Raw genomic sequence first — 25,766 nt, 5'->3', positions numbered from 1 at the left:
TGGGAAAGAATTTGTCTTTCAACTTTAGTGTTTTAGTATATAAATTATTTACGTCATCAAAATATTAGTTTGCATTAAGGAGGCGTTAGAATGAAGATGTTGAGAAGAGTACTCTTTTTTTACTTGTTTGTGGTTGTTGGAGCTAAAGCTCAAATGACCATAAATCTTCAATCCAGAGCATACGGTTTTGGTGAGAAAGGTTATTACTATCAAGGGGTAAAAGATAGCAGACCCTCCACGTATTTTTTAGGCCAATTGTATGCGGCAAATGGTCAAAAGGTGGATTTGGAGATTAGGGGAGGTGCAGAAAGAGCTTTTGAAAGGCAGTTGTCGCAAAACTTTAGGCACAGCTCTAAGAACGTAGCTTTACTGGCGGAAATTACCGAACTGGCCTATGTGGAATCCAAAGGGAGAGATGGACTCATTAGTGGCATTGCGAATATGAGATTAAGTATTTACACCATTCATGAAGGTGATACCACTTTAATATGCAAACCATATAGTTCATCAAAATACCAGCGATCCTTAAATAGTCTTAGAGAAGAATCCTACGAGCCCATTTTAAATCAAATGTGGTTCTCCTGTATTGAATATGTAGATAATTATATAAAACTGAATAAAAGTAGGATAGAAGCTTTTAATGATGGTGTCTTGATAATTATAGAACCTTATGAAACCAGGAATAATAGAGATACGGTTCATTATTTGTCTCGAAAAGTAAATTGGAGTGACTTTAAAGGGAATCCAAGATATACTTCAAAATATGCGGCGGCTATTTTTCCTACCATTGCCTTGGGCAGCAAACTGACCATAAGAGATGGTAAACTCACAGCTATACTTAAACCACAGGTATTTATGATTCAAAGTCAGTCTTGGGCTAAAGGTGTTTCTAAAAATAATGAGTCTCTAGAGCATGAGCAAATTCACTTTGATATTACTAAGGTGGTGATGGATAGGCTGATTGCCAAATTAAGAAATGTGAAAGCAAATACCATGGATGACCTGAGCAGTATCATTCAGTATGAATATCTTCAAGCTTTTAGGGAGATGAATCGGCTTCAAGATGCCTATGATTCCGAATCTAATCACAATCTCAATAAAACCAAGCAGGAAGAATGGGCAAAGAAAGTAAGAATTTGGCTTAAAGAAGGGGCTTGAAATTACAATGCTTTAAAGGTAAAACCGCTAGAAATCATCTCTTCTAAAAATCTAGGCAAAGCGTAGGTCATGTTTTTTTGAGCTTTAAGACTATCATGAAAAACAATAATGGAACCAGGTTTGGTCGCTTTTATTGTGTTTCTTAGACATGCTTCAGGAGAAATATCTTGTTTGTAATCTTGGCTTAAAGTGGTCCACATAATGGTTTCAAAGTCAGCGGGAAGACCTGCAATTTGTGACTTTTTTATCCTACCATAGGGCGGTCTGAAAAGTTTTTTTGAGGCGTTAAGATAGGTTTTCTCTATTTCCTTTTGACAGGCTGTTATGTCTTTAGCATAAGCTTCATTGTCGGTTTTCCATCCTTTAAGATGATGCATGGTATGATTCCCAATGGCATGTTCCGCCGCACAAATTTTCTGAAAAATTTCAGGATGCTTTATGATATTATCTCCTATACAAAAGAACGTGGCTTCGGCTTGAAAAGTCGCCAGCGTTTCTAATACAAATTCCGTTATGTCAGGAATGGGACCATCATCAAATGTTAGAAAGAGTTCTTTACCATGAGTCTCTCTTTCCCATGTAAGTTTGGGATATATCTTCTGAAGTAATTTTGGGGTTCGGTATAGCATTAATGAAGTTCTCTGTTTTTCCAGTTATAAGGCTTCTTTCTTAATGAAATTAATCCGAAAAATAGGACATAGAAAGGATAAATCAACTGAACTAAAGGAATATAAAACAACAACTTAAAACTCCTAAAAAACAGCAGTGCCGTTCCCAGAAACAGGAATTCGGGCCATATCTTAGCAAAAATAAGTTCCCCTGAACCTTGTATGAGGCTATAAACGAAGGAAGCATTGGCACAAAAAATAAAAATGGCCATTATTTTAGGACTTAGCAGCGTATAAAAGCTCCATTTCCCTGCCCAGCGTTTTCTCTGATTGTAAAAGCTACTTAGGTCTGGCAGAGCTTTTGTTTTCACTATCACTTCTTCAGACTTTAAATAATGCACTTGTTTAGGAAATGCTTTACTCATTTTGTGCATTAAAAACTCATCATCACCGCTAGCAACTTCCTCATTTCCTTCAAAGCCATTTACGGCATGGAAGGCAGATTTTAAATAGGCGATATTGGCACCGCTGCACATATTTGGAAAACCTTTTTTCATAGAAACAGCACCAGAAATGATGAGACTGGCAAATTCTATTTGCTGGATTTTAGTCCAAATATTTAGCCAAATATTATCGCCTTGATAGTCATGAAAAAAGACAGGAGAGCTTAAAAACACCACATCATTATTTTCAAAGTAGGTGCTAATGGTTTTAAGCCAATTAGGCTGCACATTGCAGTCGCCATCGGTGGTGACGATGATGTCGCCTTCAGTTAGAGCAATGCAGTGCGAAATGGCTCTTTTTTTAGGAGAGGTGTTTTTTTCTTTAGGTGGAAGGTTGACAAGCTTTAGGTTCAGGGATGTTTTGCTTTGAAAGCCTATTACCAATTCCTCCGTGTTGTCGGTGCTGTCGTCATTGGCTATGATAACTTCAAAAAAGCTTTTATCAAGGGTTTGTTTATCAATGTCTTCTAGTAAACTTATAATATTTTCGGCTTCATTTCTTACAGGAATGATGACCGTTATATTTTTTTGTTTGATGTTTTCTGTCGATTCCTTATAAGCGGGCCATTTCCACCATATATATATAAGAACCGTGCAAAATAGGCCATAGCTATAAATGAAGAAAGAGGCGATATTGTTCAAAAGGATGAATTGGAATTTCTCAAAGGTAAGGAAGTATGAGAGTATCAAAAAGCCTTACCTTTATAGCCGATGGATAAAGCAGAGAAAATTATTTTAGGCGTAGACCCCGGAACAAATGTGTTGGGCTACGGACTCATTGGTGTTACAGGAAGTAAGCTTCGCATTATTCAGTATGGCGTACTCCGCTTGGAGAAATTGGGTTCGCATGAGTTGAAATTGAAAAAGATATTCGAAAGGATGACTGGTATTATTCAAGAGTATTTACCAGACGAAATGGCCATTGAGGCTCCTTTTTATGCCAAGAATGTGCAGTCGATGCTGAAATTGGGCCGTGCTCAAGGTGTGGCTATGGCGGCGGGTTTAGCCAGAGATATCAGTATTGTGGAGTATTTACCGAAGTCTGTTAAGAAAAGTGTAACAGGAAACGGAAATGCCAGTAAGGAGCAGGTGGCCTTTATGTTAGAGAATCTTTTTGCTCAGAAGTTGGAGACTAAATTCTTAGATGCCACGGATGCCTTAGCAGTGGCTGTTTGTCATTACATGAACGCCAAAACAAAAGCCTTAACAGGCAGCGGGTCTAGTAAAAAGGGTTGGGGGGCTTTTGTGAGCGAAAATAAGGGTAGGGTTAGCGGAGGATAGGAAGGCCATGTGAGTTTCAGGAACCAACTCAACGATAAGTCCAAATGGAATTATAGTTGAGATAGTTCATAATACTAAAGTGCCTTTAATTGGGCGATAGTTGCCATTGGGTCTTCATTGCTAAAAACAAAACTCCCTGCCACCATGGCATCTGCACCGGCGTCCACTAATAATTTCCCCGTTTCTAGGTTCACACCACCATCTATTTCAATCAAGGTATTCAAACCTTGCTCTTGAATCATGGCTTTTAATTTTTTGACTTTGTCAATGGTTTTATAGATAAACTTCTGACCGCCATAACCTGGGTTAACAGACATAAGCAGCACCATATCGCAGTCGACTAAGATGTCTTCCAAAACCGAAACTGGCGTAGCAGGGTTTAAAACGACACCTGCCTTACAGCCTGCCTCTTTAATTTGAGCCAATGTTCTATGAAGATGTGTACAGGCCTCATGGTGAACCGTAATAATATCTGCCCCTATTTCGGCAAAAGTCTCAATGTACCTTTCAGGCTGCACTATCATCAAATGTACATCCATGGTCTTTTTTGCATGCTTTTTTATGGCTTGAATCACCGGCATACCAAAAGAGATATTTGGTACAAAAACACCATCCATGACATCAATATGAAACCAATCCGCCTCAGAAGCATTAACCATTTCAATGTCTCTTTGAAGGTTGGCAAAATCGGATGCTAATAAAGAAGGGGCTATGATAGGCATGTTTTTTTTCTTTTTTACAAAGATAAGAAATGGACTTAAGAAGAGGCGGCAATTTACATAGAACTAAAAGATTTTATTGATATGCATGTAATCTTAGCCTTTTTTAGCGGATACAAATGGTAAATTATCTGTGTAGGAACAGCCTTTTACCAAATATTTAGAAAAACCTACCAACCGTACATTAAAGCCATTTGCTGTTAATCTGTTTTCTAAGTTTGAATCATAGAAAGCTCGTTTTGAAAGATTTGTTCGCTAAACGAGGGACTTTATAGCCTTGACTGTCTCGCTTAAATCTGTCAGCTCGCTAAATTTTTAATGGAAACTTTTAATAATATAAATTGACTTGGCCATGAAAACTTCAACTTTAACCACAAACGCAATTATTTTTGACTACGGTAAGAAAACGGTTCCTTTTGAGAGCATCACACATTTCAAAAGTGAATTTGGAAACTATACCAAGGTTTTTTTAAAAGAGGAAAAAAACTTTTTATCCGCATTTACCTTGAAGCATTATTCTGAAAAGTTGAATGAAAACAGCTCATTTATCATTCCTAGAAAGGGTGTTTTGGTAAATAAAAGACATGTGAAGTCTGTTTTAAATCAAGAACATGAGATTTACGTCGTGTTAAACTCTGGCGAAAGATTTAAAGTTAGCCGAAGAAGAAGAGAAGCCGTTTTGAGGAGTTTCGTGTAAATTTTATACTTCTTAATCTATACAATAGCCCAAAGATTCATTTCGAACATTTACTTCTTTTGAATTTGCTTTCATTTGATGAAATTTGCTGAGAAACAATCTTTCTAGAATGAACGCCTTAGACAGAATCAACGAGCTGACTGAACAACTCAACTACTACAATTTAAAGTATTATCAAGAGGCGGAATCCGAAATCACTGATTTTGAGTTTGACAAACTGCTGAAGGAGCTCGAAATACTAGAGCAGGAAAATCCCGAATTAAAACGCTTAGACTCTCCTACACATAGGGTGGGAGGTACCATCACTAAGGAATTTGAGGCTGTTTCTCATAAATACCCAATGCTTTCCCTTTCTAACACTTATAATGAGCAAGAGCTTTTAGAGTGGGACGAAAGAATTAAAAAGGTCTTAGCAGAAGAACCTTACGAGTTTATCTGTGAAATTAAATTTGACGGAATATCTCTGTCTGTTTCCTATGAAAATGGTTTAATGACCAAGGCTGTGACACGCGGAGATGGCACGCAGGGAGACAATATCACTACCAACGTAAAAACACTTAAAACGCTACCTTTATATATAGGCGATTTTCAAAACAAGGGAAGTTTTGAGGTTCGTGGAGAGGGTTTTATGCCCAATTCTGAGTTTGAGAGAATCAATGAGGACTTGATTGCCGAAGGCAAAAAAGCGTTGGCAAACCCTAGGAACTCTGCCGCTGGGACTTTTAAAATGCAGGATTCTGCCGTGGTGGCATCTCGGAACCTGGACTGTTATCTTTATCAATATTTGAGTGATAACGATAGCTTTAAAACACATGAGGAGAGTTTAATCGCCATGAAAAAGGCAGGGTTTAATGTCTCAGATTCATGGCAAAAGGTTGCTGATATTCATGAGGCTATAGCCTATATTAAGGAGTGGTCAGACAAAAGACATACGCTTGCCTGTGCCACAGATGGGATTGTTATCAAGATTAATTCTTACGCTCAGCGGGAAGAATTGGGCTTTACTGCTAAAAGCCCTAGATGGGCAATTGCCTATAAATATAAAGCGGAATCAAAATCTACATTATTGAGGGGTGTTACTTATCAAGTGGGTAGAACAGGTGCCGTTACACCCGTGGCGGAGTTGCAGCCTGTGGAGCTTTCTATGACCACGGTTAGAAGAGCTACCTTACATAATGCAGATGAAATAGAAAGGCTTGGAATATGCATAGGAGACTATGTTTTTGTAGAAAAGGCGGGGGAAATTATTCCAAAAATCACTGGAGTGGATATTTCAAAACCCAATGCAGATTTATTCAAACCCAAGATAACGTTTATAAAGAATTGTCCAGCTTGTGGTACTGAGCTAATAAGAACGGAGGGAGAAGCGGCTTACTACTGCCCTAATGAAAAGGCCTGCCCACCTCAAGTAAAAGGTAGAATAGAGCACTTTATTCAAAGGAAAGCCTTGGATATAGATAGTTTAGGGGAAGGGAAGATTGAGATTTTAATGGACAGTGGTTTACTAAATGACGCTGCGGATTTGTATCATCTCAAGTATGAACAAATTTTAGGACTAGAGAAAATTCATGTAGACGACCTTACGGGTAAAGAAAGAAAAGTTTCCTTTAAAGAAAAGACGGTAGAAAACATTCTAAAAGGCGTAGAAGCATCTAAAAAACAACCTTTTTCCAAAGTGCTTTTTGGAATAGGGATAAGATTTGTAGGACAAACTACGGCCGAAAAACTCGCAGATTATTTTAAAACTATAGAGGCCCTAGAAGCCGCTTCTTTGGAAGAACTGTTAAATGTTCCAGACGTGGGAGAGAAGGTGGCAGAAAGCATCATAGCTTATTTTTCAGACGTAGAAAGCAGGACTTTCATTGAAAAATTAAAAGCTGCTGGCTTAAAGTTTGAAGCCGAAAATATGGTCTCAGAGCTGGAGGGGAATGCTTTAGATGGCATGATACTGCTCTATACAGGAACTTTTAAGAATTATAGCCGGGCAGAAATTGAGCAAAAAATAGAAGCCAACGGAGGTAAACTTGTTAGCGGTGTTTCTAAGAAACTAACCTATCTTATTGTAGGCGAAGCCGCAGGTCCTTCCAAGTTGGCTAAGGCAGAAAAATTAGGTGTCACAATGATTTCTGAAGATGAGTTTGAGGCTATATTTCAACGATAGGAAAAAGGTTTAACTATTTGTACTTATTTAGAGGTAGTTTTGTCGCTAAACCCTTTCTGAATATTAGCCACTATGAATAATTCCAAACATTTAGTTTTTGGATTCTGTATTTTAATCTCTTTTCAACTCCATGCTCAAATCCCTAATTTAGGTGTAGAAATAAAATTGAATCTTAATAGCATCAAGAATACAATAAATGATGAAAAAGGGTCTGCTGATTTTATTTTAAATCTTCCTATGCCAGATGGGGCCTTTCAGGTATTTAATCTGAAAACTTCAAACATAATGGAGAATCAGCCTTCAAATATTCAAACTATTGAAGGTGTTTCGCTTGATGGGTTAGCAAAAATAAGATTGGCTATTACCCCAAGTGCATTAACTGGGATTATGCAATATGAAAATGGGTATTACCTAATTGAAGCAATTGACCAGAAAGAAGGACGATACACTATTTATAATATGAATGATAGCGGATTGGGCAACTGTGGAACGGCGGACTTTGACGAAAGTAAGCTAGTAAAACGGAATGGTAAAGTATTAAGTACGGGTTTGTTTCCGATTGGGACTCAATTAAGAAAATATAGATTTGCGGGTGCCGCCACGGGCGAAATGACGGATTCATTGGGTACCCAAACTGCCGCGAGGGATAAAATTGTGGCCATCTTAAACGCTACAAATTTGATATTTAACCTGGAAGCCTCGGTGTCTTTTGAGCTAGTCTCTAAAACTACTGATTTAACGCTCATATTTACAGATGGAGCCACGGATCCGTTTCCTGTTAATACTTCTTTTGGAAATGCAGGCGATGCACAAACAGGTTTCAATAGCATGAATGCCAATGGGACAATTTTATATTCGGAATATGATATGGGGCACACCTTCAATATATATAAAGCAAATGGAGGCTCAAGAGGCTCAGGAGGAGGCTCACCCTGCGATAATACTTCAAAATCAGTGGGTTGGACAGAATTTGGTATTTCCACTGCATTAGGAAACACGGTTGGTTTATTCGCTCACGAAGTTGGTCATCAGTTTGGCATGGGGCATACGTATAATGCTACTGGTGGTTCTGATTCATCGCCTACTTTTTGTACGGGTGGATGGAATAGTCAAGCGGCTGTAGAGCCAGGAAGTGGTACTACACTGATGGGATATGGCGGAAACTGTTCAAATAACACGAGCGGTTCATTGTCTAGTTATGTCTTGACTAACCCAAGAAATGAGACTTATTTTCACGCTAAGAGCTTGGATCAAATGTTTACTAAAATGACTGGTATTTCCAATTGTTTTACATCTGTGTCGACTGGGAATAATGCTCCTATAGTTTCCGTAGGATCGGCTGCTACTATTCCCAAAGGTACACCTTTCATTCTTATGGGTTCGGCCACAGATGCTGATGCATCGGATGTATTAACTTATAACTGGAGCCAAATTGACGTGGCAGCACCAAATGATAAGGGAGCATTAGGCACCATTAATGGAGTTGGAGCATACTCCGCCGTGAATAGCACCACAGCTCCACTCTTTAGAAGTAGAATTAGCTCATCATCAAGCAGAACTTTTCCTGCTATGAATTTCATATTGAATAATGCCAATGCACCTGCGGACAATGAAGGGGAGGCTTTGCCCCAAGTAGCTAGAACTATGAATTTCCGTTTGACGGTTAGAGATAACAAAGTTGGAGGCGGAGGAGTTGATTCAGACTTGAAGATTATTACCGTAGATAATTCTGGGCCATTTCAAATATCATCTCAAAACGTGCCAACTTTATGGTTCGTTGGTGAGTCTAAAGCCATTACATGGGATGTGAATGGAACAGACGCAGCTCCCATTAATTGTAGCAATGTCAATATATTAATTAGCACAAATGGCGGCACTACTTTTACATCGCTTGTAAGCAATACATTGAACGATGGCACAGAAACCATTACAGTTCCAAATACCCCATCTAGCCAAGTAAGAGTTAAAATAGAAGCCGTAGGGAATATATTCTTTGATATTAATAATGGAAGTATAACCATTTCAAGTGGCTCTTGCACGCCAGAAACATCATCATTGACAAATGTTGCAGCTGCTTCGGAAAATGCAGGTTCAGCTAATCTTAATTTTAATTTAAGTGCCATAGGTGGAGGTATTTCTAGTTTTGCAGGTTCAATAGAAACTACGGATCCGGGTTCCAATCTATCCTTTGATGATGCAGGTGGAACGTGTAGCGGGCCTAGTAATAGCAATTATTATGATGTGTATTCTTTTGTTGTGACTACCTCAGCCACTTATACTTTTAATCTTACCAGTCCTTTTGGACTTTTATTGAATTTATATAGTGCACTTTATAATACGTCTAGCGTCTGCAGTAATTGGTTAGCCTCTACAGCCACTAGACCCTCTGGTAGTGGTGGTGTAAGCCTAGGTAATAGTATGAGTCAAAGCTTAACACCGGGTACCTATTATTTAGTGGCTTCTAGTTTTGATACTAATTTTCCAACGCTTCCTGTAGCTTATAGCGTAACTGTCACGGGCGGAACCGTCTATTCTGAAGTTCCTGCCTCTGGCTCCTCATATGCCTACACCTATATGATTTATAATACCGTATCGAGTATGGTTACAGGATTTTCGGAGGGTCCTGATTTAAGAACGTATGCTGCAGGTAATTACGAAGTATATGGTCTTTCTTATGCCGGAGGGCTAGATTTAAACCCATACATTGGGAGTTCTTTAAGCGAAATTCAAACGGCCATTTCTAATTCATCCTTATGTGCTGTTCTAAGTACAAATAGTAAAACAGTGACAATAAACGCTTGTCCAAATATTCCAGCTAACCCAACAGTGAATGGGGTGACAATAGAAGTAGGGGAAATGGCAACACTAACCGCGACTGGTTGTACTGGATCAGTGCAATGGTACCAAACTGCCATTTCTTCTTCTACTCTAGGAACTGGGGCTTCATATCAAACACCCGCACTTCAAAGTAACACAAGTTATTATGCATCTTGCTTAGATGTTTGTGAAAGTCCAAAGGTCCAGGTTGATGTAACTGTGCTTAGCTATTGTGCTTTAAGTCTAAACTGTTCGTATGGGGATTACATAAGCAATGTTACAATAATGTCAGGAGCGAATACTTTATTAAATCAATCTTCATTATGTACGAATTCAGGCTTTACTTATTATACAGCCTCAACACCTGTTTTGACTCAAGGAGAAACTTATACGTTTAACATAAGTAAAAATACGGGCTATGCGGAGGCAATTAAAGTTTGGATAGATTTTGATAGAGATTTTGTATTTGAAGCTGGAGAAGAAATAATTGCTTTTGCACCAAATCAAACCGGCATACAGTCTAACACATTTATGGTTCCTGCTGATGCAAAAGTGGGCTCCTTAAGAATGCGGGTTAAACTTCAATATGCCTTCGCTGTTGTAGATCCATGTGCAACCGAAGCTGGTTCGGAAGGATTTGGTGAAATTGAAGACTATTTGATAACAATGGCTTCTTCTAATAATTGTTTAAATGAAATTACCCACGTTTCCACCACGAATGATTTTAGCAGTGGTACGCAAACTTTTCAAACGAGTAACACCACTGGAACGGGACTTATATCTGCCACAAATGATATTACAGGAGGGAATATAACCTATGATGCGGGTAAGCGAGTAGAATTAAAACCTGGGTTTAGTGCCATTTCAACGGTGGCAAATCCTGCTGTTTTTAAAGCCCAAATAGGAGGCTGTAATTAAGTATTAATATTCTTTGCCTTTCTAATTGTATAATATTGACGTATTTTTGCAGCCTGATTTAAGGCAATATTATGAGTACAAGTTTAAGAGGTGTAGGAGCAGCCCTAATAACTCCATTCAAAGAAGATTTAAGCATTGATTTTGACGCTTTGTCAAAATTGATAAAATATATTTCAGTAGAAGGCTGTGATTATTTGGTGGTGAATGGCACCACCGGCGAGTCTGCTACCACTACTTTAAAGGAAAAAGCGGCCTTATTGGATTTTGCGAAGCAGAATAATCCTAAAAACTTACCTATCGTTTTTGGTCTTGGGGGTAATAATACTGCTCAAGTACTAGAAAATATTTCCACAACTGATTTTGATGGTGTTGCAGCCATTCTTTCAGTTTGTCCATATTATAATAAACCTTCTCAGGCGGGTATAATTGCTCATTTTACGGCCATAGCAGACGCGTCTCCTGTGCCTGTGATTTTGTATAATGTACCGGGAAGAACGGTGACGGCCATAGGTGTAGATACCACCATTGCCCTTTCTGCTCACGCAAATATTATAGCCTTAAAAGATGCTTCTACTTCCATAGATCAAGCCATCGATTTAAGTAAAAGGTTACCGTCAGATTTTCTTTTATTATCTGGCGATGACAATCTAGTAACTCCTCAAGTTTCCTTGGGCTACCAAGGTGTTATTTCTGTGATTGCTAATGGCTTTCCAAAGGAGTTTCATGAAATGACTTGGGCTGCTTTAAATGGCGACTTTAAGAGTGCTGCCATCTTACAAAGACGTTTTCATGTATTTGATGACCTTTTGTATAGAGAATCTAATCCTGTTGGGATTAAGAAGGTCTGTGAAATAAGAGGAATTTCTCATGCTAGGGTAAGACTTCCTTTAGTACAAGCTTCCTCTGGTTTAGGCGTGTTGCTGGAAGCGGCTATGAAAAAAGAAGGTTTTCTTTAATATGATGAAAGGAGTTTTGCTGTCTTTTTTTCTGCTTTGTGTAGGGTTTTCATCCTATGCTCAAAACTTAGACAGCAGGATAGTAAGCAATTGGAATCAAGATAGGAATGTCAATAAGGACGATTTCTATTTGGGCTTAAGCCAATCTGCCGATTATGTGGCTATAGGTACGCCTGTTTCTCTGCTAGCTATAGGTTTATTGTCTCAAAATAAGTCTCTTAAAATACAAGGTGTACAGTCGGCGGTAGCGGTATTAGGCACTTATGGTATAGGATATATCATGAAAAAGTCTATCAAGCGTGACCGCCCTTTTGTATCACTAGCAGCTATTACGCCCATACAAAGAAAGGATTCTTATTCCATGCCGTCTGGTAGTACAGCGGTGGCTTTTTCTTCAGCTACTTCTTTGGTAAGTGCATTTCCAAAATGGTATGTGGCCGTTCCGGCATACGGTTATGCTACTGCGGTAGGATACGCTAGAATTCGCTCTGGGGAGCATTATCCGTCAGATGTACTGGTAGGAGCGGTTATTGGAGCTGGCTCTGTCTGGGTTTCTGGTAAATTAATGAAGTGGATTAATAAATAAGCTATTTCTCCAACGCTGAGATTAAAACGGTTCTTCCTTCCTTAGCAGAAATCATGGCCGCCTGAAGTATCTCCATAACTACCATATTGTTTTCTAAGGAGGATAAATCTTTTGAATCTAGCTTTATTTCTCCTCTTATCACCCCTTTTAAATATCTAAAAGGGTCACTAAGAGATGCGGGTCTCTCATCCACTTTTAGGGTTTCTGTTTTGGCAGAAGAACTTGGCTTTACATTTAAATCAGATTTATTCAGAGCATTTAGGAAACCCTTTTGGGTGTAAACCTCCATATCTTTTCTGCTAAAACTCCAATTCCAGCTGGCTTGTATAATACTTTGCGAATGTGGGTAGCTCAGTATAACCGTGGCTTCATCGTCTACTTTTGGATAAATGCTAGGCTTTATTTGTTGGGTAACGGCGGTTACAGCTGTCGGTTTTTCGCCATCATGTAGCCAAGTGGATAAATTGGCACCGTAACATCCGAAATCTACCAAAGCTCCAGCTCCGTTAAACGCTGGGTCTGTTAACCAACTGAAAAATTCAGGACTAACTCCAATTTCCTTTGGACCTTGATGCCCATCATGGATAACTATTTTTCTAATATCTCCATAAGTGTCGCTCTCTGTTTCAAGGATTTCCTTGATTTTATGATTAGATGGATACCAAGTGGTTTCATAATTGGTAATAAGGAAAATATTGTTTTCTAGGGCTAGCTTTTCCATTTTTCTAGCATCGGATAAGCTTACCGCCAATGGTTTTTCTACCATCACATGAATGCCTTTTGGAGCACAAATTTCAACTACTTCTAAATGCTCCTTAATACTATTGAAGGCACAAACAGCCTCGGGCTTTGTTTGAGCTAGCATGGTGGTTAGGTCGGGATAAACCAAATCCATGGAGAATCCATATCTTTTGGCATACTTTTGAGCCAATTCTCTATTTGGTTCCGCTATACCTACCAGTTCATAATCGCCATTTGTAGCGTTTCGAAGTACCCAGTTGACGTGGTCGTGGGTTAATCCAGCCACCGCCAATTTAAAGGGTTTATTTTGAGTAAAGGCGGTTTGGACCGTAAGGATGACAAGAAGTAAAAGTGTTATTTTTTTCATTTAGGGTTGAATTTTGGTCTGCTATTCCAACTTATACGCTCTACGTCTACCAGGTGACCGTCTTGAGCTTTTTCGGTATAGGCTTCTTGAAAGTTACCACCAAAACGATAGTAAAAATCCTTAGACTTGATATTATCTTTTAAAACAGAAAGAAACATATCTTGTTGAGGTTCATTTTCTTTTATCCAATCAAATGATTGTTGAAGTAAGCTTAGTCCAATGCCTTTTCCTTGATGTTCTTGAAGTACGTGGAGATTATCTACCAATGCACCAAAACCAGATTTATGATGCAAGTATATACAGGAAAAACCAACGATATGCTGATTTTCAATGGCCACAATGACCTGTCTGTTTTTTTCAATTTCTTTAGCTCTTTGCATCCAAACAGATTTTCTTTCTGCTATGACTTCATGATCTAGAAAAACATCAGAAAAAATGTTTCTGTAAAAAACAGACCAGCTTTTGGCGTGCAGTTCCGCTATTTCTTCATATTCTTCTAAAGTAGCAGGTCTGTACAACATGATAGTAGGTTTTAGTCTAAGATTTTAGGGCCATTTTGGTTTACACCAGACACAAAAAGGTTGGTCTTGATGCCAGCATTTTCAAAAACAGATTTCATAGCTAATCCCACTTTGTCTGCCATTTCTTTGCCTTGGCTAAAAGCAAAAATAGAAGGTCCAGCACCTGAGATACTAGCTCCAAGGGCACCTGTTTCTATCGCCGTCTGTTTTACCTCGTTAAAATATGGAATTAAAATGGAGCGATGGGGTTCCACCAAATGGTCGGTCATGGAACGTCCAATAAGGCCATAATCGGAGCTCATAAGTCCCACTATCATTCCAGCTACATTTCCAGTTTGTGCTATAATTTTCTTTAAGATGGCCTCTTGCCTTAAAATAATCCTGGCATCCTTGGTGTTAACCTCTAAGTCTGGATGGACTATAGAAACAAAGAGTTCGTCAGGCGTATTTATTTTTACGAAATCTAATGGTTCGTAGCTTCTTATGATGACAAAACCTCCAAGTAGAGCAGGAGCCACATTGTCGGCATGAGCAGCACCACATGCCACTCTTTCTCCTTCCATACTGAAGGGTAGTAAGTCGTTGATAGACATAGGTTTGCCAAGCAACTCATTGACTGCAAAAACTCCTGCAACGGAGCTCGCAGAGCTACTGCCTAAGCCACTCCCTAAGGGCATTTTTTTATTCAAAATAATGTCAAAACCGACTTTAGTTTGAAGTTTATCTAAATACCTAAGTATGGGAACTGTTACTGTATTCTTTTCAGGATTATAGGTTAGTTTACCTTCATCTCCTGTAATTTCTGTGATAATAATCTTATCGTCATTTCTTTTGGATATAATGACTTCGTCTCCAGGATAATCTACAGCAAGGCCGAAAATATCAAAACCGCATGAAACATTAGCTACGGTAGCTGGGGCAAATATTTTGATACTATCTCGCACTTTGAAAGCTATTTAGACCTATTGAAAAACTTGTTTTAATTTAAAGAAGAAGCCAAGCTGATGATATCAGCAAAAACACCCATGGCCGTGACTTCCGCACCTGCTCCAGGTCCTTTTACTACCAAAGGATTAGTCTTGTACCTTTCCGTGGTGAAACTGATGATATTTTCAGAACCCGCCAAGTTGTAAAATGGATGGTCTTTACCAACTACTTCCAGAGAGATGGAAGCTTTACCATCTTTTAGTTTAGCAATATATCTAAGCACAGTGCCAGCACTTTTAGCCTCATTAATAAGGGCTTCAAATCTGTCGTTATCCTTATCTAAAGCTTCATAGAAAGCTTCAACAGATGGAGCGTTCATGCAGGCGTCGTTTAATAAAGGGCTCAGTTGAACATCTTCAGGCTCTAGTTCTAAGCCAGACTCTCTTGCTAAAATCAATATTTTTCTAGCTACGTCCATGCCACTCAAATCTTCTCTAGGGTCTGGCTCCGTATAACCCATTTCTTTCGCCTCTTTTACCACATCAACAAACTTGCGTCCTACATCAAAATTGTTAAAGATATAAGCGAGTGTACCCGAAAGAACGGCTTCAATTTGTCTGATTTGATCACCACTGTTGATGAGGCCTTGAAGTGTATTGATAATAGGCAATCCAGCACCCACGTTAGTTTCATATAAAAACTGTACGTTACGGGTGTTGGCTATTTTTTGCAGTTTATTATAGTCGGCTTGAGAACCTGAATTGGCTACCTTATTTGGCGTGATAATAGAAATGTTACTTTCTAAAATGCCGGCATAATGCTGCACGATATCTTTATTGGCCGTAGAGTCTACAAAAACGGTGTTTGGAAGGTTTAAGTCTTTAACGTCAGAAATGAATTCGCTTAGGTTAGCAAGCTCGCCATTTTCGTTGAGTTTTTCTTCCCAGTCTTCTAGGTTAAGACCTTCCGCATCGATGATCATTTTTTTGCTGTTGATAAGACCTACTATTTTAATATTAGTGTTCTTATTCGCTTTTAAATGAGATGCTTGGCTTTCTATTTGCCTTAAGAGTGTTTTTCCTATAAGACCTGTAGGACCAACCAAGAAAACGTTTAACGTAAATCCATCTATTTCGAAAAAACGCTCATGGATGGCGTTTAAGGCTTTGCTGATATCTTTTCTATTGATGACAATAGATATATTAAGCTCCGAAGAACCTTGGGCTATTCCTACTACGTTAATCCCATTTTGACCTAAAACAGAGAATAGTTTCCCTGAAGTACCAGAGCTGGATTTCATTCCTTCTCCTACTACCGCAAGAATAGAAAGATGTGGTTGAACCTTGATTTTATCTATATCTCCTGCGGCTATTTCCGCTTGGAATCCTGTATTTAATAATTCTTCAACACGGTCTGCGTCTATAGGGTTTATGGCAAAACAAATGGAATGCTCAGACGAGGCCTGAGAAATAAATATCACTGAAATGTTATTGTCAGCAAGAATGCCAAAGACTTTCGCCGATATTCCAGCAACCCCAATCATGCCGTTTCCTTCCAAGTTTACCAAGCTGATATCGTCAATAGAAGAAATTCCTGTAATAGAATAAGGCGTACTTCTACTTGTTTTAGAAACTGTGGTACCCGAGTGCGTCTCATTAAAAGTGTTTAATACTTTTACAGGAATCTGCTTTAAAAAAGCAGGGGTAAGGCTTGGAGGATATATCACCTTAGCACCAAAATGCGAAAGCTCCATAGCCTCTGCATAAGAAATATCTGGTATACTGAAGGCGTTTTTGACCTTTCTAGGGTCTGCGGTCATCATACCGTTGACGTCCGTCCAGATTTCAATGACTTCCGCATTTAATGCCGCTCCAAAAATAGATGCGGTATAGTCTGAGCCACCTCTTCCTAAAGTGGTTGTAACGCCATTGCTATTTGAGCCTATAAAGCCCGTAAGACATAAAACGCCATCGTTTTCTGCCACATAATCTTGGATTTTCTTATTGGTCAACTCAAAATTTACGGCAGCATTATTGAAATTATCATCCGTCTTGATAAGGTCTCTGGTGTCTACAAAAGAGGCTTTTACACCTTTTTCTATCAATGTGCTAGAAATAATGGTAGTAGATAAACGCTCTCCAAAGCTAAGCAGCAAATCCATCGTTCTAGGAGAAATATCTTTGATGAGCGAAATTCCCCTTAAAAGGTCTTCAATTTCATTGAATATGACTTTTACTTTGGCTATAAGAGCACTTTGCTGTTTAACATCTATAAGTCTTCTAATAGCGTTAAAGTGTCTTTCCTCTACAGAATGAAGATGTTCCATGTACTCCGTATCTTCTAGAGCAGCCATTTTGCCAATTTCAATAAATCGGTTCGTGACACCACCCATAGCCGAAAATACAACAGCTATTTCATTGCCTTCTGATACATTTTTCTGGATAATCCCAAGAACCTTATTGATACTCTCTACCGTACCTACTGATGTTCCACCAAATTTTAAAACCTTCATTCTGAGTCTTTAGAAATAAATTTAGATGCTCCCAAAAACATACCTTTATGATTTTGATAAGCATTCTTTAAAAAGGGAAAGCTAAACGGCTGCAAATATAATGATAATGCTTTCTTTGATGTAAGCTTTAGCTACTCCTTTACTGATTTTCTTTTGCGGTCTAATCCAGCGTTTTGGTTTTAAAAGAATTTAATTCGATATTTGGCTAAACATTTCTAACGCTTTCCTAAAAAAAATAAATGATTACAGCCACATTCAAAGCCTTGAATGATGAGACTCGTAGAGGCATACTAGAGCTTCTTAAGGATGGAGAATTGCCAGCTGGCGATATCTCCAAAGAGTTTAGCATTTCAAAACCAAGTATATCTCACCATTTAGATCTTTTAAAACAAGCTAACCTTATTAAAGCCAAAAAGAGAGGTCAATTTATTTACTATTCGCTTCAAGCCAGATCTTTAGAGGAGGTTTTTAAATGGTTTATCCAGTTTAAACCAGAGCAAGCCATGCATTTAAGCAAACCAAAAATTCGTTTGGAATTGGCTTAAGAGGTAAGGGCCTTTTTCGTGAATTCTAAGAAATCGGTTATTTGAGCCTTTGAGTTATAGATATGGGTAGATATCCTGATGGCATCCAAGCCACTTTCGGGTACTACCCTTATTCTAAAACCAGCCTGTGATGCTTGTTTTGAGAATTCTTTGTAATCCATCTCTTTCGGCTTGAACGTTATCATACAGATTCTAGATTGTGGCTCGGCCGGAGAGAGGATGTCTAGTTTGTCTGAATACTCGAAAAGTCCGTCGTAAAGATATTGAGACAACGATCTAACCCTTTGTTCTATTTTGGCTTTGCCTATATGGCTATGAAACGCTGCTGAAGCTGCTGCTCCTGCAAATAATGGTGTACTTTGGGAACCATAATCAAATCTATGTGCCGTTGGATTGTATCCTTTAAAACTCGGCGGTGAAGTGTATAAATCCCATCCGTCGTCGGAATAAGCCCCTACTTGTATGGCTTGTATCTTGTCTAAATGCTCTTTCTTTAAATACAGAAAACCAGAACCATTTGGGCCAAGCATCCATTTATGGCAACTGGTAGCGTAGCTATCGCAGCCTAAATCTTTTAGGTTAATATCAAAAGTGCCCGTACCATGAGCTCCATCCACAGCCGTAAAAATCTCTTTCTTTCTGGCCATTTCGGCTATTTCTTTAATCGGAAATACTTGACCAGTAGTACAGGTAATATGAGGAATAGCTATCACTTTGGTTTTGGCAGTAATGAGCTTTTTTATAGTTTCAATGTTTTCTTCCGCTGTAGCTGCTGGATTAAAGGTTACTAGTTTTATGCCATGTAGCTTTGCTCTATTTAGCCAAGGAAGGGCGTTTCCAACATGCTCATGTAAGCTAATGATAACCTCATCATCAGCTTTAAGGTCAAGTCCCCAACAAATGATATTTATGCCCTCTGTGGTATTATGAGTTAAACTTATTTCTTCTTTAGAAACACCACTAAAATCGGCCAAAACATTTCTATACTCATCCGTATGCCCATATTCTCCACTGGTATTGGTAAGGTCTAGAGATGTTTTTATAGCGTCTATTACTGATTTTGGGGATGGGCCAAAAGTGCCGTTATTTAAATAAACTCTCTTATCTGTTAAGGGAAAGGACTTTCGAAGTTGTTCCCAATAAGCCTCCTCGGAGCTTTGTATGTTTGGGGTGATTATTTGGCTATTGGCTTCAATGGCTGCTAATCCAAGACCTAGCTGGCCGAGGAAAATTCTTCTGGTTGATTTCATAGGGCCTAATTTATGAAAAGGAATTTGAAGTCTGTCTTACGAACTCGCTAACACTTATTTTTTCTATAATTTGTACAATTATATAATATCATTAAACTGGTAAGTGCTTGAATTGCGAAATAAAATATGGCTATTTGATTAATATTAGATACAGTTAGCCTTTCCCTTTGTTTTAATGCGGATTATGATTCTGAAGTTAAAAAGGGTAACCGATGCCAAGGTTAAAGTTTAGACCGTAGCTACTATCTCTTTTTAGGGTGAAGTTGTCTAACACAAAACGGTCGCCTTCTTCTCGTGACGGATCCATGACTTTTATACCCCAGTCAAACCTAAACTGGAAGTAGGAGAGGTCGTACCTTATACCAAAGCCTGTTCCTACTGCTATCTCTTTGTAGAATCTATTGAAATCAAAGTTGGCCTTATCTCTTTTGGCTTCGGTTTCTATTTGGTGCCATTTCCAGATGTTTCCAAAGTCTATGAAGCCAGCGAGCTGTATATCTCCAAAAAAGCGAGCTACTTTCTTCCTTACTTCAATACTACCTTCTAGAAGAATGTCGCCCGTCTGTGGTATAATATTTCCGCTTGCGGTGTCAGGTTTTGCAGAGCCTACCCCAAGAGACCGCGGAGACCAAGCCCTAACGGAGTTACTACCTCCCACAAAAAAGTTTTTCTCGTATGGCATTGACTTGTTTCCATACGGGTTTGTCACGCCTACATTTAAGCGATAGGCAAGACTGGCGGAAGGAGTCAAGTTAACATATCTCCTATAGTCGACGTTGATTTTTACAAACCTAAAGTATTTTCTTACGGTGTCTGGCGAGTTGAAATCTTGTCGTAATGGCAGTAACTTCTCAATGAAGTTGATTTTGTCTTTGTCTTTAGAAAAATTAAGAAGCGTTCCTCCTGATTCTACAAAAACCCGTAAGAACTTTGAGCTGGCGTAGGGCTCTTGCAGGTTTTGGTCATTATACACATAGGAGGCGTTTAGGCTACTTACAAACTGTGGATCAAACGTAGTTTTAAGATTGTTTCCTAAGGCCTGTTGTTCCAAGAGGCTGTTGTAAAAACTTAAACCAGCGGCATCTTTAAGGTTATAGTTGGTGTTGATGAGGTTGGCGTCTAGCAAAGATAAAAACATGGTGGTATACCTAGACGGCTGCCAGCGGTAGTTGCTATTAAGTTTGAAGTTTAGTCGGTTACCCCAGAAAGGCTCAGAATAGTTGAATCCCGCCCCAAATTGCGTTCTTGGGTTTTTTAATTTAATGCTTTCAATGTCTTTCCCTAATAACGTAATATTGGGAAAGGTCATGCTCACATTCGTTCCAATTTCCCAGCTTCCGCTAACATCTGTAGTTCCTAAAGGTGATGGTTGACCTTCTCTAAAAACACGTCCGGAGGCCTCAAAAATCTCTAATTTTTTAATAAGATTTCTGGCGGTAAGGGTTACAGGAACCCCAAAGCCCAAAAAGCCTGAACCTCCATTATAAACATGGTTTAAGCCTGGGCCAGTGCTTATAGAGTATTTTTGCAACTGTGGAGCAAAATACTCTAGGCTAATCTCATCTTTGCTTAAGGGATTAATTTGTGAACTGGCAAAGGAAAATTGATTGATGAGTCCAATCTGTCTTTGGGTTTCAGAAATCTCATCAATGTTATAGATACTTCCTGGTCTTGAAATTACTTTTTTGTCTAATATCTTTTCGGGAATACTGCTATTCAGCGTGATGTACTTGATTTCATTCACTAAAATGGTATCGGCATTATTTGATACTGTGGTGGCATAAGGGTCAAAGCCCTTAAAGACGACCTCCTTAATGCTGTAAATTCTATGCTCATCTTGGTTAGGAGGATTTATAACAGTAAACCTCAGATTTCCTCTTTTCTTTTCGCGGAATTCCTCCAGATTATAATTGGCATTTATAGCTTCATGAATGATGTATTGGTTTAGGAAATTATAATAGCCATTTTGTTTTGCTAAAAGCTCAATTCTGTTTTTCTCGGCGTCCACTTTTTGAATGTCAAACAAATCGCCAGGTTTAATGAGTTGTTCTGATTTTCTGGCTGTGATAAGACTGTCAAGTTTGGGGTCTAAAACTTCGTAAAAGATGGTGTCCACAACATAACCTTTTCCTTCTTTGACCACATAGGTAAGCTTGGTTTGGTCTTTTGTCAGTGTATTGTCCATTTCATAACTTACTACGGCGTCTTTAAAACCTCTATCTTTTAAATATTTTTCAATAATATTTGAGGTACTTTCTGCTTTGTCTTTGCTGATAACTGCTTGTGGTTCACCTATGTTTCTCCAAAGCCAAGAATTTTGTACGTTAAGGTTTTCTTCGGTTTTTCTGATTTTTCGTCGGTAGCGTTGTTTGATTCTTTCTTTTTTCGAATCAGCCGTAAATTCTTCTGGATATTCTTGAAGACTGCTTTGAAAACTAGCAAGTCTGTTTTTTTGAGCTTGGGTGTTGAAAGTATTCAGTCCGAAATTATAAAACCAGACTCTTGGTGTGAATTGAAACCAGGGAATGTTAAGTGGTTTGTTATTAGGTCTTTGGTTTAGTGGTATTAAGGTTGCTAGTTCTTCGCTGTGGATTTTAGAATTGCCTTTAAAGTCTTGTTCTCCCAATAAAACCTCATTTTCTTTCAGTTGGATTTTATGGCTGCACGATAGCAAAAAGCTAGAAAAGAGTGCGAGCAATATGTATTTAAAAAATGTTTTCAATACCTTTCGAATGCCGACTCTTTTACAATCGGTGAGATAGCCTTATTAAGTAAAAATTTAGAACGAACTACTACGGAAAAAAGTGAATGGACTAAGTAAACAAAAGCAAAAATACATTCAATCACTACATATTAAAAAATACCGACAGCAATTAGGTGTTTTTCTTGTAGAGGGGCAAAAGTCCATTGAGGAACTGATAAAGTCTGATTTTGAAATTAAGGAGATTTATTTGACCGAGAAGGGTAAAGGATTGAAGGTGACGAATGCTGAAATTTCTTTTTGCTCTGAGGCAGAAATTGACAAAATTTCTTCGTTTAGAAGCAATAATTATGGCGTGGCGGTGGTGTATTGTTTGCCCAACAAACCATTTGATATTGATGAAAGGGAATGGGTTTTAGCTTTGGACGATCTACGTGACCCAGGTAACCTTGGGACCATTATAAGGATAGCAGATTGGTATGGCATAAAGAAGATTGTTTGCTCAGAAAGTACTGTGGAACTTTATAATCCCAAAGTGATTAGTTCTACGATGGGGTCTTTTACTCGGGTTTCTTGTTTTTATACAGACTTGGGAAAATATTTATCAACTTCAAATCTACCCGTTTATGGAGCCTATCTTGAAGGAAGTAATATACATAAGTTAGACTTTCCAGATTCTGGCATTCTCTTAATGGGTTCAGAATCTCATGGGATTTCGGAAAGTTTAGCGGCATACGTTACCGATAAAATCACCATTCCGGCATTTGGAGGAGCGGAATCTTTAAATGCAGGAGTGGCTACTGCCATTATTCTTGACAATATTAGAAGGTAAACTCAAGGGCTTAATCTATCTCTTTGCCAGCTGTTTTCTTTTTTAGAGAATAATATTCTGTCGTGAAGCCTGTTTTGGCGTCCTTGCCAAAATTCAATTGAGTTGGGTTTTAGAATATATCCACCCCAATGAGGAGGTCGAGGAATGACTGGTAGATCTTTAAATTTCTCTATTAACTTCTCATTCTTCTCTTCTAGGATTTCTCTTCCATCTATAATGCTGCTCTGGTTGCTCACCCATGCACCTATTTGGCTAAGTTTAGGTCTTGAATGATAATACTCGTCAGACTCTCCACTAGAAACTCTTTCAATGATACCTTCTATTCTTATTTGACGTTCTAAGGCATCCCAAAAAAATGTGATGGCTGCATTTGGGTTTTCGGCCATCTCTTGACCTTTGTGACTTTGATAATTGGTGAAGAAAACAAAACCATTTTCATCAAAATCTTTCAATAATACGACCCTGGCTGACGGCTTATTCCCCTTAATGGTCGACAAAACCATGGCGTTGGGTTCTTTTATTTCCCCTTGTTTGGCAGTTTCCATCCATTTTGAAAACAATGTTATAGGCTCAGAACCAATATTTTGCTCCAAAAGCTCGTCTCTGGAGTAATTTACACGTAGGCCCGATAGATCTTTCTCTTTAGTCAACTTTCCAACCATTTTCTTCTTATTGGTGTATTATTAATAAATTGCAGTCGCAAATATATAGAATCATTTTACCAGAAAATATGATGTCTGACAACAACACCCCAGATAAAAAAGGGAGTGCCGAGGTGAAAATTTCGGAAGAAAACAAAAAAGATATGAATACGAACGAAGAGAATGCTGCCGAAAACGCAGAAAGCAAGGGCTTGGAAAATTCTGAAAACAAGCCTGTTGAAAATGTAGTGGAGACTGAAAATGTCGCTGCTGAAGAGGTGAAAGAAGACGCCGCTGCGGAAGATGTTACTGTGGCAGAGGAGGTGGTGAATGCAGAAAAAGCTACAGAAGAAGCGGTTGCTGAAGATGTAGAGGAAAAAGAAGCAGTTGTTGAAGATGTAGTGGAGGAAGAATCAGTTGCTGAAGAAATAGTGGCGGAAGTCCCAGAAAAAACTGAAGAGGTGTCTGAAACCAAAGAATCAGTTTCTGAAAATAAAACGGAAGTTGATATTGAGGAAATTGAAGACGACGAAGCGGAGCATTTTAGTTCGGATGATATTGACGTTGAGAAGTTTGAAAAGAAAGACTTTGTAGAATTAGCAGAGAAAATGCTAGATGCAATTTCGAAAAGTGGGGTCAAAATTAACGACGTAAGAAACATTGATTCGGTATATAAAGAGATTCGTACTGCTTATGACGAAATCCATGGTGCAGAAATAGATGAGGCTAAAGCTAAATTTGTTAAGAAAAATGGTTCCGACGAGGGTTTTGCGTTTAAAAATAGCAACTATGACTTAAGATTTGAATCTATAATGATTCAGATAAGAGATGCTAGAAATGCCTTCTATAGAAATATGGATGCTCTTAAAGAAGATTATTTTGAAAGAAAAACCAATTTGCTTCAGCAGTTAAGAGAGATAGTAGAAGAGGAAGAAAAAGGTGGTTCAAAAGAAAACTGGGAGGCTTTTAAAAGAGTGCAAAACGCATGGCGTGATGCCGGAAATGTTAATTCTCCTCATAATGGTACTTTATGGTCTGGCTATAATGCCCTTTTAGACAGGTATTTTGATATAAGAAGTATTCAAAATGAATTAAAGGAGCTTGACCGCAAAAAGAACTTAGAAATAAGAGAAGAATATGTGGTTAAGATAGAGGAGATAGCTGCAAGTCTTAAAGACCAAGAGCTTACCGGAAGCTTGCTTAAAAAGGCGAATGAGTATTTGAACGAATATAAGCATACTGGCCCAGGAACAAGAAAGGAGCAAGAGGCTTTATGGGAGCGGATGAAGGCTGCCTTTGATATTATATACGATAAAAGAAGAGGGCAAAACGAAGAGAACCAGCACCTGATGGAGGAGGTTTTTGCGGCCAAGTCTTCATTGCTAGAAAAGCTTAAGCCTTATGCCAATTTTGAAAGTGGTAGAATAAACGATTGGAACGCCAAAACGAAAGAGGTTCAGGAGCTTCAAGAGCAATGGAATAAGCTTAAGGGTCCTATGCCAAGAGATAAGGCTAAAGACACGAGCAAGCTTTTCTGGAAGCTATTAAAAGACTTCTTTAGGGCTAAGTCGGCCTTCTTTAATAAACTAGAAGCAGAGCGTAAAGTAAACCTTACAGCCAAAGAAGGCTTATGCAAACAAGTAGAAGAATTGGTGGAAGCAGGTGATGTTTCTGCTGACAACACCAACTTAGTTATCAATTTGCAGAAAGAGTGGAAAAATTATGGTCATGTGCCTCAGAAATTTAAGGATTCCATTTACAAGCGTTTTAAATCTGCTTGCGATGCTTTCTTTGATTTAAAGAGGAGTGAAGGTAGCGAAAAGGATAAAGAGTACTTGGCTAACCTTAAGGCTAAAGAAGAGCTTTGTGCCCTCATAGAAGGGGAGATTAAAGATAAGAAGACAGACCTTTCTAAGCTTGCTGATTACAAGAAGAAATATAATGACCTGGGTTTTGTGCCAAGAAAAGATATGGACAAAATTCAGAATAGGTTTGTGAATGTCATTAACGAGTATGTTAAAAGTTCTACAGAAATAGATAAGGATGAGAAAGACAAGCTCATGCTTAAAAATGAAGTGGAGGTCACCATGAAAACTGGGGGGAACCCGAGAGCTCTGGAACGTCAGGATAATGATTTGAGTCGTAAGCTGAAATCTTTTGAAGATGAAATAAATCAATTGAAAACGAATATTGAATTTTTCGGAAGATCTAAAGGAGCTGATAAAATTAAGGCTGAATATCAAATGAAGATAGAAAAAGCTGAAAATGAGGCTGATAAAATCAAAGAGAAATTGAAGCTGATTAGAGAGGCTTCAAATTATTGAA

General features: G+C 38.5%; 20 protein-coding genes. 10 read left to right on the top strand and 10 right to left on the bottom strand.

Translation table 11 applies throughout. From position 1 onward, the window contains the following. Nucleotides 1–96 precede the first annotated feature (96 nt). Nucleotides 97–1,158 carry a hypothetical protein gene (locus tag ACSBFT_RS10690; protein ID WP_489604610.1) on the top strand — a complete coding sequence of 354 codons (1,062 nt, stop codon included), beginning with the start codon at nucleotides 97–99 and terminating at the stop codon, nucleotides 1,156–1,158. Nucleotides 1,159–1,160: 2 nt separating this feature from the next. On the opposite strand, the gene ACSBFT_RS10685 is transcribed toward ACSBFT_RS10690, so the two are convergent. Continuing rightward, nucleotides 1,161–1,787, bottom strand: a complete 627-nt coding sequence (locus ACSBFT_RS10685) for a polysaccharide deacetylase family protein (RefSeq protein ID WP_489604609.1) — start codon at nucleotides 1,785–1,787, stop codon at nucleotides 1,161–1,163. Further along, nucleotides 1,787–2,911, bottom strand: coding sequence for a glycosyltransferase (locus ACSBFT_RS10680; protein WP_489604608.1), 1,125 nt, complete (start codon nucleotides 2,909–2,911; stop codon nucleotides 1,787–1,789). Before ACSBFT_RS10680 ends, ACSBFT_RS10685 begins: the two co-directional genes overlap by 1 nt. A 69-nt stretch (nucleotides 2,912–2,980) precedes the next feature. On the opposite strand from ACSBFT_RS10680, the gene ruvC reads away from it, so the two are divergent. After that, the gene (gene ruvC, locus ACSBFT_RS10675; RefSeq protein WP_489604607.1) at nucleotides 2,981–3,550 is read left to right on the top strand and encodes a crossover junction endodeoxyribonuclease RuvC; all 570 of its coding nucleotides are present in this window, start codon (nucleotides 2,981–2,983) and stop codon (nucleotides 3,548–3,550) included. 74 nt (nucleotides 3,551–3,624) lie between these two features. On the opposite strand, the gene rpe is transcribed toward ruvC, so the two are convergent. Further along, a complete protein-coding gene (gene rpe, locus ACSBFT_RS10670) occupies nucleotides 3,625–4,272 on the bottom strand; it encodes a ribulose-phosphate 3-epimerase (RefSeq protein WP_463048758.1) in 648 nt (215 codons plus the stop codon). A gap of 349 nt (nucleotides 4,273–4,621) precedes the next feature. Here rpe and ACSBFT_RS10665 point away from each other — a divergent pair, with 349 nt between their 5' ends. From ACSBFT_RS10665 to ACSBFT_RS10645, 5 genes are all read left to right on the top strand, one after another. Further along, nucleotides 4,622–4,966 (top strand): LytTR family transcriptional regulator DNA-binding domain-containing protein, encoded by a 345-nt coding sequence (locus tag ACSBFT_RS10665; RefSeq protein WP_463048757.1) that lies wholly within the window; start codon nucleotides 4,622–4,624, stop codon nucleotides 4,964–4,966. A gap of 109 nt (nucleotides 4,967–5,075) precedes the next feature. Further along, nucleotides 5,076–7,127 (top strand): NAD-dependent DNA ligase LigA, encoded by a 2,052-nt coding sequence (gene ligA, locus ACSBFT_RS10660; RefSeq protein ID WP_489604606.1) that lies wholly within the window; start codon nucleotides 5,076–5,078, stop codon nucleotides 7,125–7,127. Between the two features lie 72 nt (nucleotides 7,128–7,199). Then, nucleotides 7,200–10,862 (top strand): reprolysin-like metallopeptidase, encoded by a 3,663-nt coding sequence (locus tag ACSBFT_RS10655; protein ID WP_489604605.1) that lies wholly within the window; start codon nucleotides 7,200–7,202, stop codon nucleotides 10,860–10,862. 71 nt (nucleotides 10,863–10,933) lie between these two features. Continuing rightward, on the top strand, nucleotides 10,934–11,818 hold the full coding sequence (gene dapA / locus ACSBFT_RS10650) for a 4-hydroxy-tetrahydrodipicolinate synthase (protein ID WP_489604604.1): 885 nt from the start codon (nucleotides 10,934–10,936) through the stop codon (nucleotides 11,816–11,818). A 1-nt stretch (nucleotide 11,819) separates the two neighbouring features. Continuing rightward, nucleotides 11,820–12,404 (top strand): phosphatase PAP2 family protein, encoded by a 585-nt coding sequence (locus ACSBFT_RS10645; RefSeq protein ID WP_489604603.1) that lies wholly within the window; start codon nucleotides 11,820–11,822, stop codon nucleotides 12,402–12,404. Between the two features lies 1 nt (nucleotide 12,405). Here the strand turns inward: ACSBFT_RS10645 and ACSBFT_RS10640 are convergent, their stop codons facing one another. From ACSBFT_RS10640 to thrA, 4 genes are read right to left on the bottom strand one after another with little or no spacing between them, the layout of a single operon-like run. Beyond that, nucleotides 12,406–13,512 carry a Gfo/Idh/MocA family protein gene (locus ACSBFT_RS10640; RefSeq protein ID WP_489604602.1) on the bottom strand — a complete coding sequence of 369 codons (1,107 nt, stop codon included), beginning with the start codon at nucleotides 13,510–13,512 and terminating at the stop codon, nucleotides 12,406–12,408. Next, nucleotides 13,509–14,033 carry a GNAT family N-acetyltransferase gene (locus tag ACSBFT_RS10635; protein WP_489604601.1) on the bottom strand — a complete coding sequence of 175 codons (525 nt, stop codon included), beginning with the start codon at nucleotides 14,031–14,033 and terminating at the stop codon, nucleotides 13,509–13,511. The genes ACSBFT_RS10640 and ACSBFT_RS10635 overlap by 4 nt, the downstream gene beginning before the upstream one ends. An 11-nt stretch (nucleotides 14,034–14,044) precedes the next feature. Further along, the gene (locus ACSBFT_RS10630; RefSeq protein WP_463048750.1) at nucleotides 14,045–14,977 is read right to left on the bottom strand and encodes a homoserine kinase; all 933 of its coding nucleotides are present in this window, start codon (nucleotides 14,975–14,977) and stop codon (nucleotides 14,045–14,047) included. 35 nt (nucleotides 14,978–15,012) lie between these two features. Beyond that, nucleotides 15,013–17,472 carry a bifunctional aspartate kinase/homoserine dehydrogenase I gene (gene thrA / locus ACSBFT_RS10625; RefSeq protein ID WP_489604600.1) on the bottom strand — a complete coding sequence of 820 codons (2,460 nt, stop codon included), beginning with the start codon at nucleotides 17,470–17,472 and terminating at the stop codon, nucleotides 15,013–15,015. Nucleotides 17,473–17,711: 239 nt separating this feature from the next. Between thrA and ACSBFT_RS10620 the strand changes: the two genes are divergently transcribed. After that, on the top strand, nucleotides 17,712–18,017 hold the full coding sequence (locus tag ACSBFT_RS10620) for an autorepressor SdpR family transcription factor (protein ID WP_463048748.1): 306 nt from the start codon (nucleotides 17,712–17,714) through the stop codon (nucleotides 18,015–18,017). Here ACSBFT_RS10620 and ACSBFT_RS10615 read toward each other — a convergent pair. Both ACSBFT_RS10615 and tamL read right to left on the bottom strand, forming a co-directional pair. Next, the gene (locus ACSBFT_RS10615; RefSeq protein WP_489604599.1) at nucleotides 18,014–19,267 is read right to left on the bottom strand and encodes an aminotransferase class V-fold PLP-dependent enzyme; all 1,254 of its coding nucleotides are present in this window, start codon (nucleotides 19,265–19,267) and stop codon (nucleotides 18,014–18,016) included. The two genes, ACSBFT_RS10620 and ACSBFT_RS10615, sit on opposite strands and share 4 nt — an antisense overlap. 196 nt (nucleotides 19,268–19,463) lie before the next feature. Next, entirely contained in the window at nucleotides 19,464–21,965 is a 2,502-nt protein-coding gene (gene tamL / locus ACSBFT_RS10610) for a translocation and assembly module lipoprotein TamL (RefSeq protein ID WP_463048746.1), read from the bottom strand. Between the two features lie 106 nt (nucleotides 21,966–22,071). On the opposite strand from tamL, the gene ACSBFT_RS10605 reads away from it, so the two are divergent. Beyond that, nucleotides 22,072–22,800 carry an RNA methyltransferase gene (locus tag ACSBFT_RS10605; protein ID WP_489604598.1) on the top strand — a complete coding sequence of 243 codons (729 nt, stop codon included), beginning with the start codon at nucleotides 22,072–22,074 and terminating at the stop codon, nucleotides 22,798–22,800. Nucleotides 22,801–22,802: 2 nt separating this feature from the next. On the opposite strand, the gene pdxH is transcribed toward ACSBFT_RS10605, so the two are convergent. Continuing rightward, complete coding sequence (gene pdxH / locus ACSBFT_RS10600; RefSeq protein WP_489604597.1) at nucleotides 22,803–23,462, bottom strand: pyridoxamine 5'-phosphate oxidase; 660 nt, start codon at nucleotides 23,460–23,462, stop codon at nucleotides 22,803–22,805. 29 nt (nucleotides 23,463–23,491) lie between these two features. Between pdxH and ACSBFT_RS10595 the strand changes: the two genes are divergently transcribed. Beyond that, the gene (locus ACSBFT_RS10595; RefSeq protein ID WP_489604596.1) at nucleotides 23,492–25,765 is read left to right on the top strand and encodes a DUF349 domain-containing protein; all 2,274 of its coding nucleotides are present in this window, start codon (nucleotides 23,492–23,494) and stop codon (nucleotides 25,763–25,765) included. Nucleotide 25,766: the final 1 nt, after the last annotated feature.

It is taken from the genome of Arcticibacterium sp. SM2516, assembly GCF_057914865.1.
The sequence above is the reverse complement of the archived record's forward strand: the minus strand, read 5'-3'. Positions and strand labels throughout refer to the sequence as shown.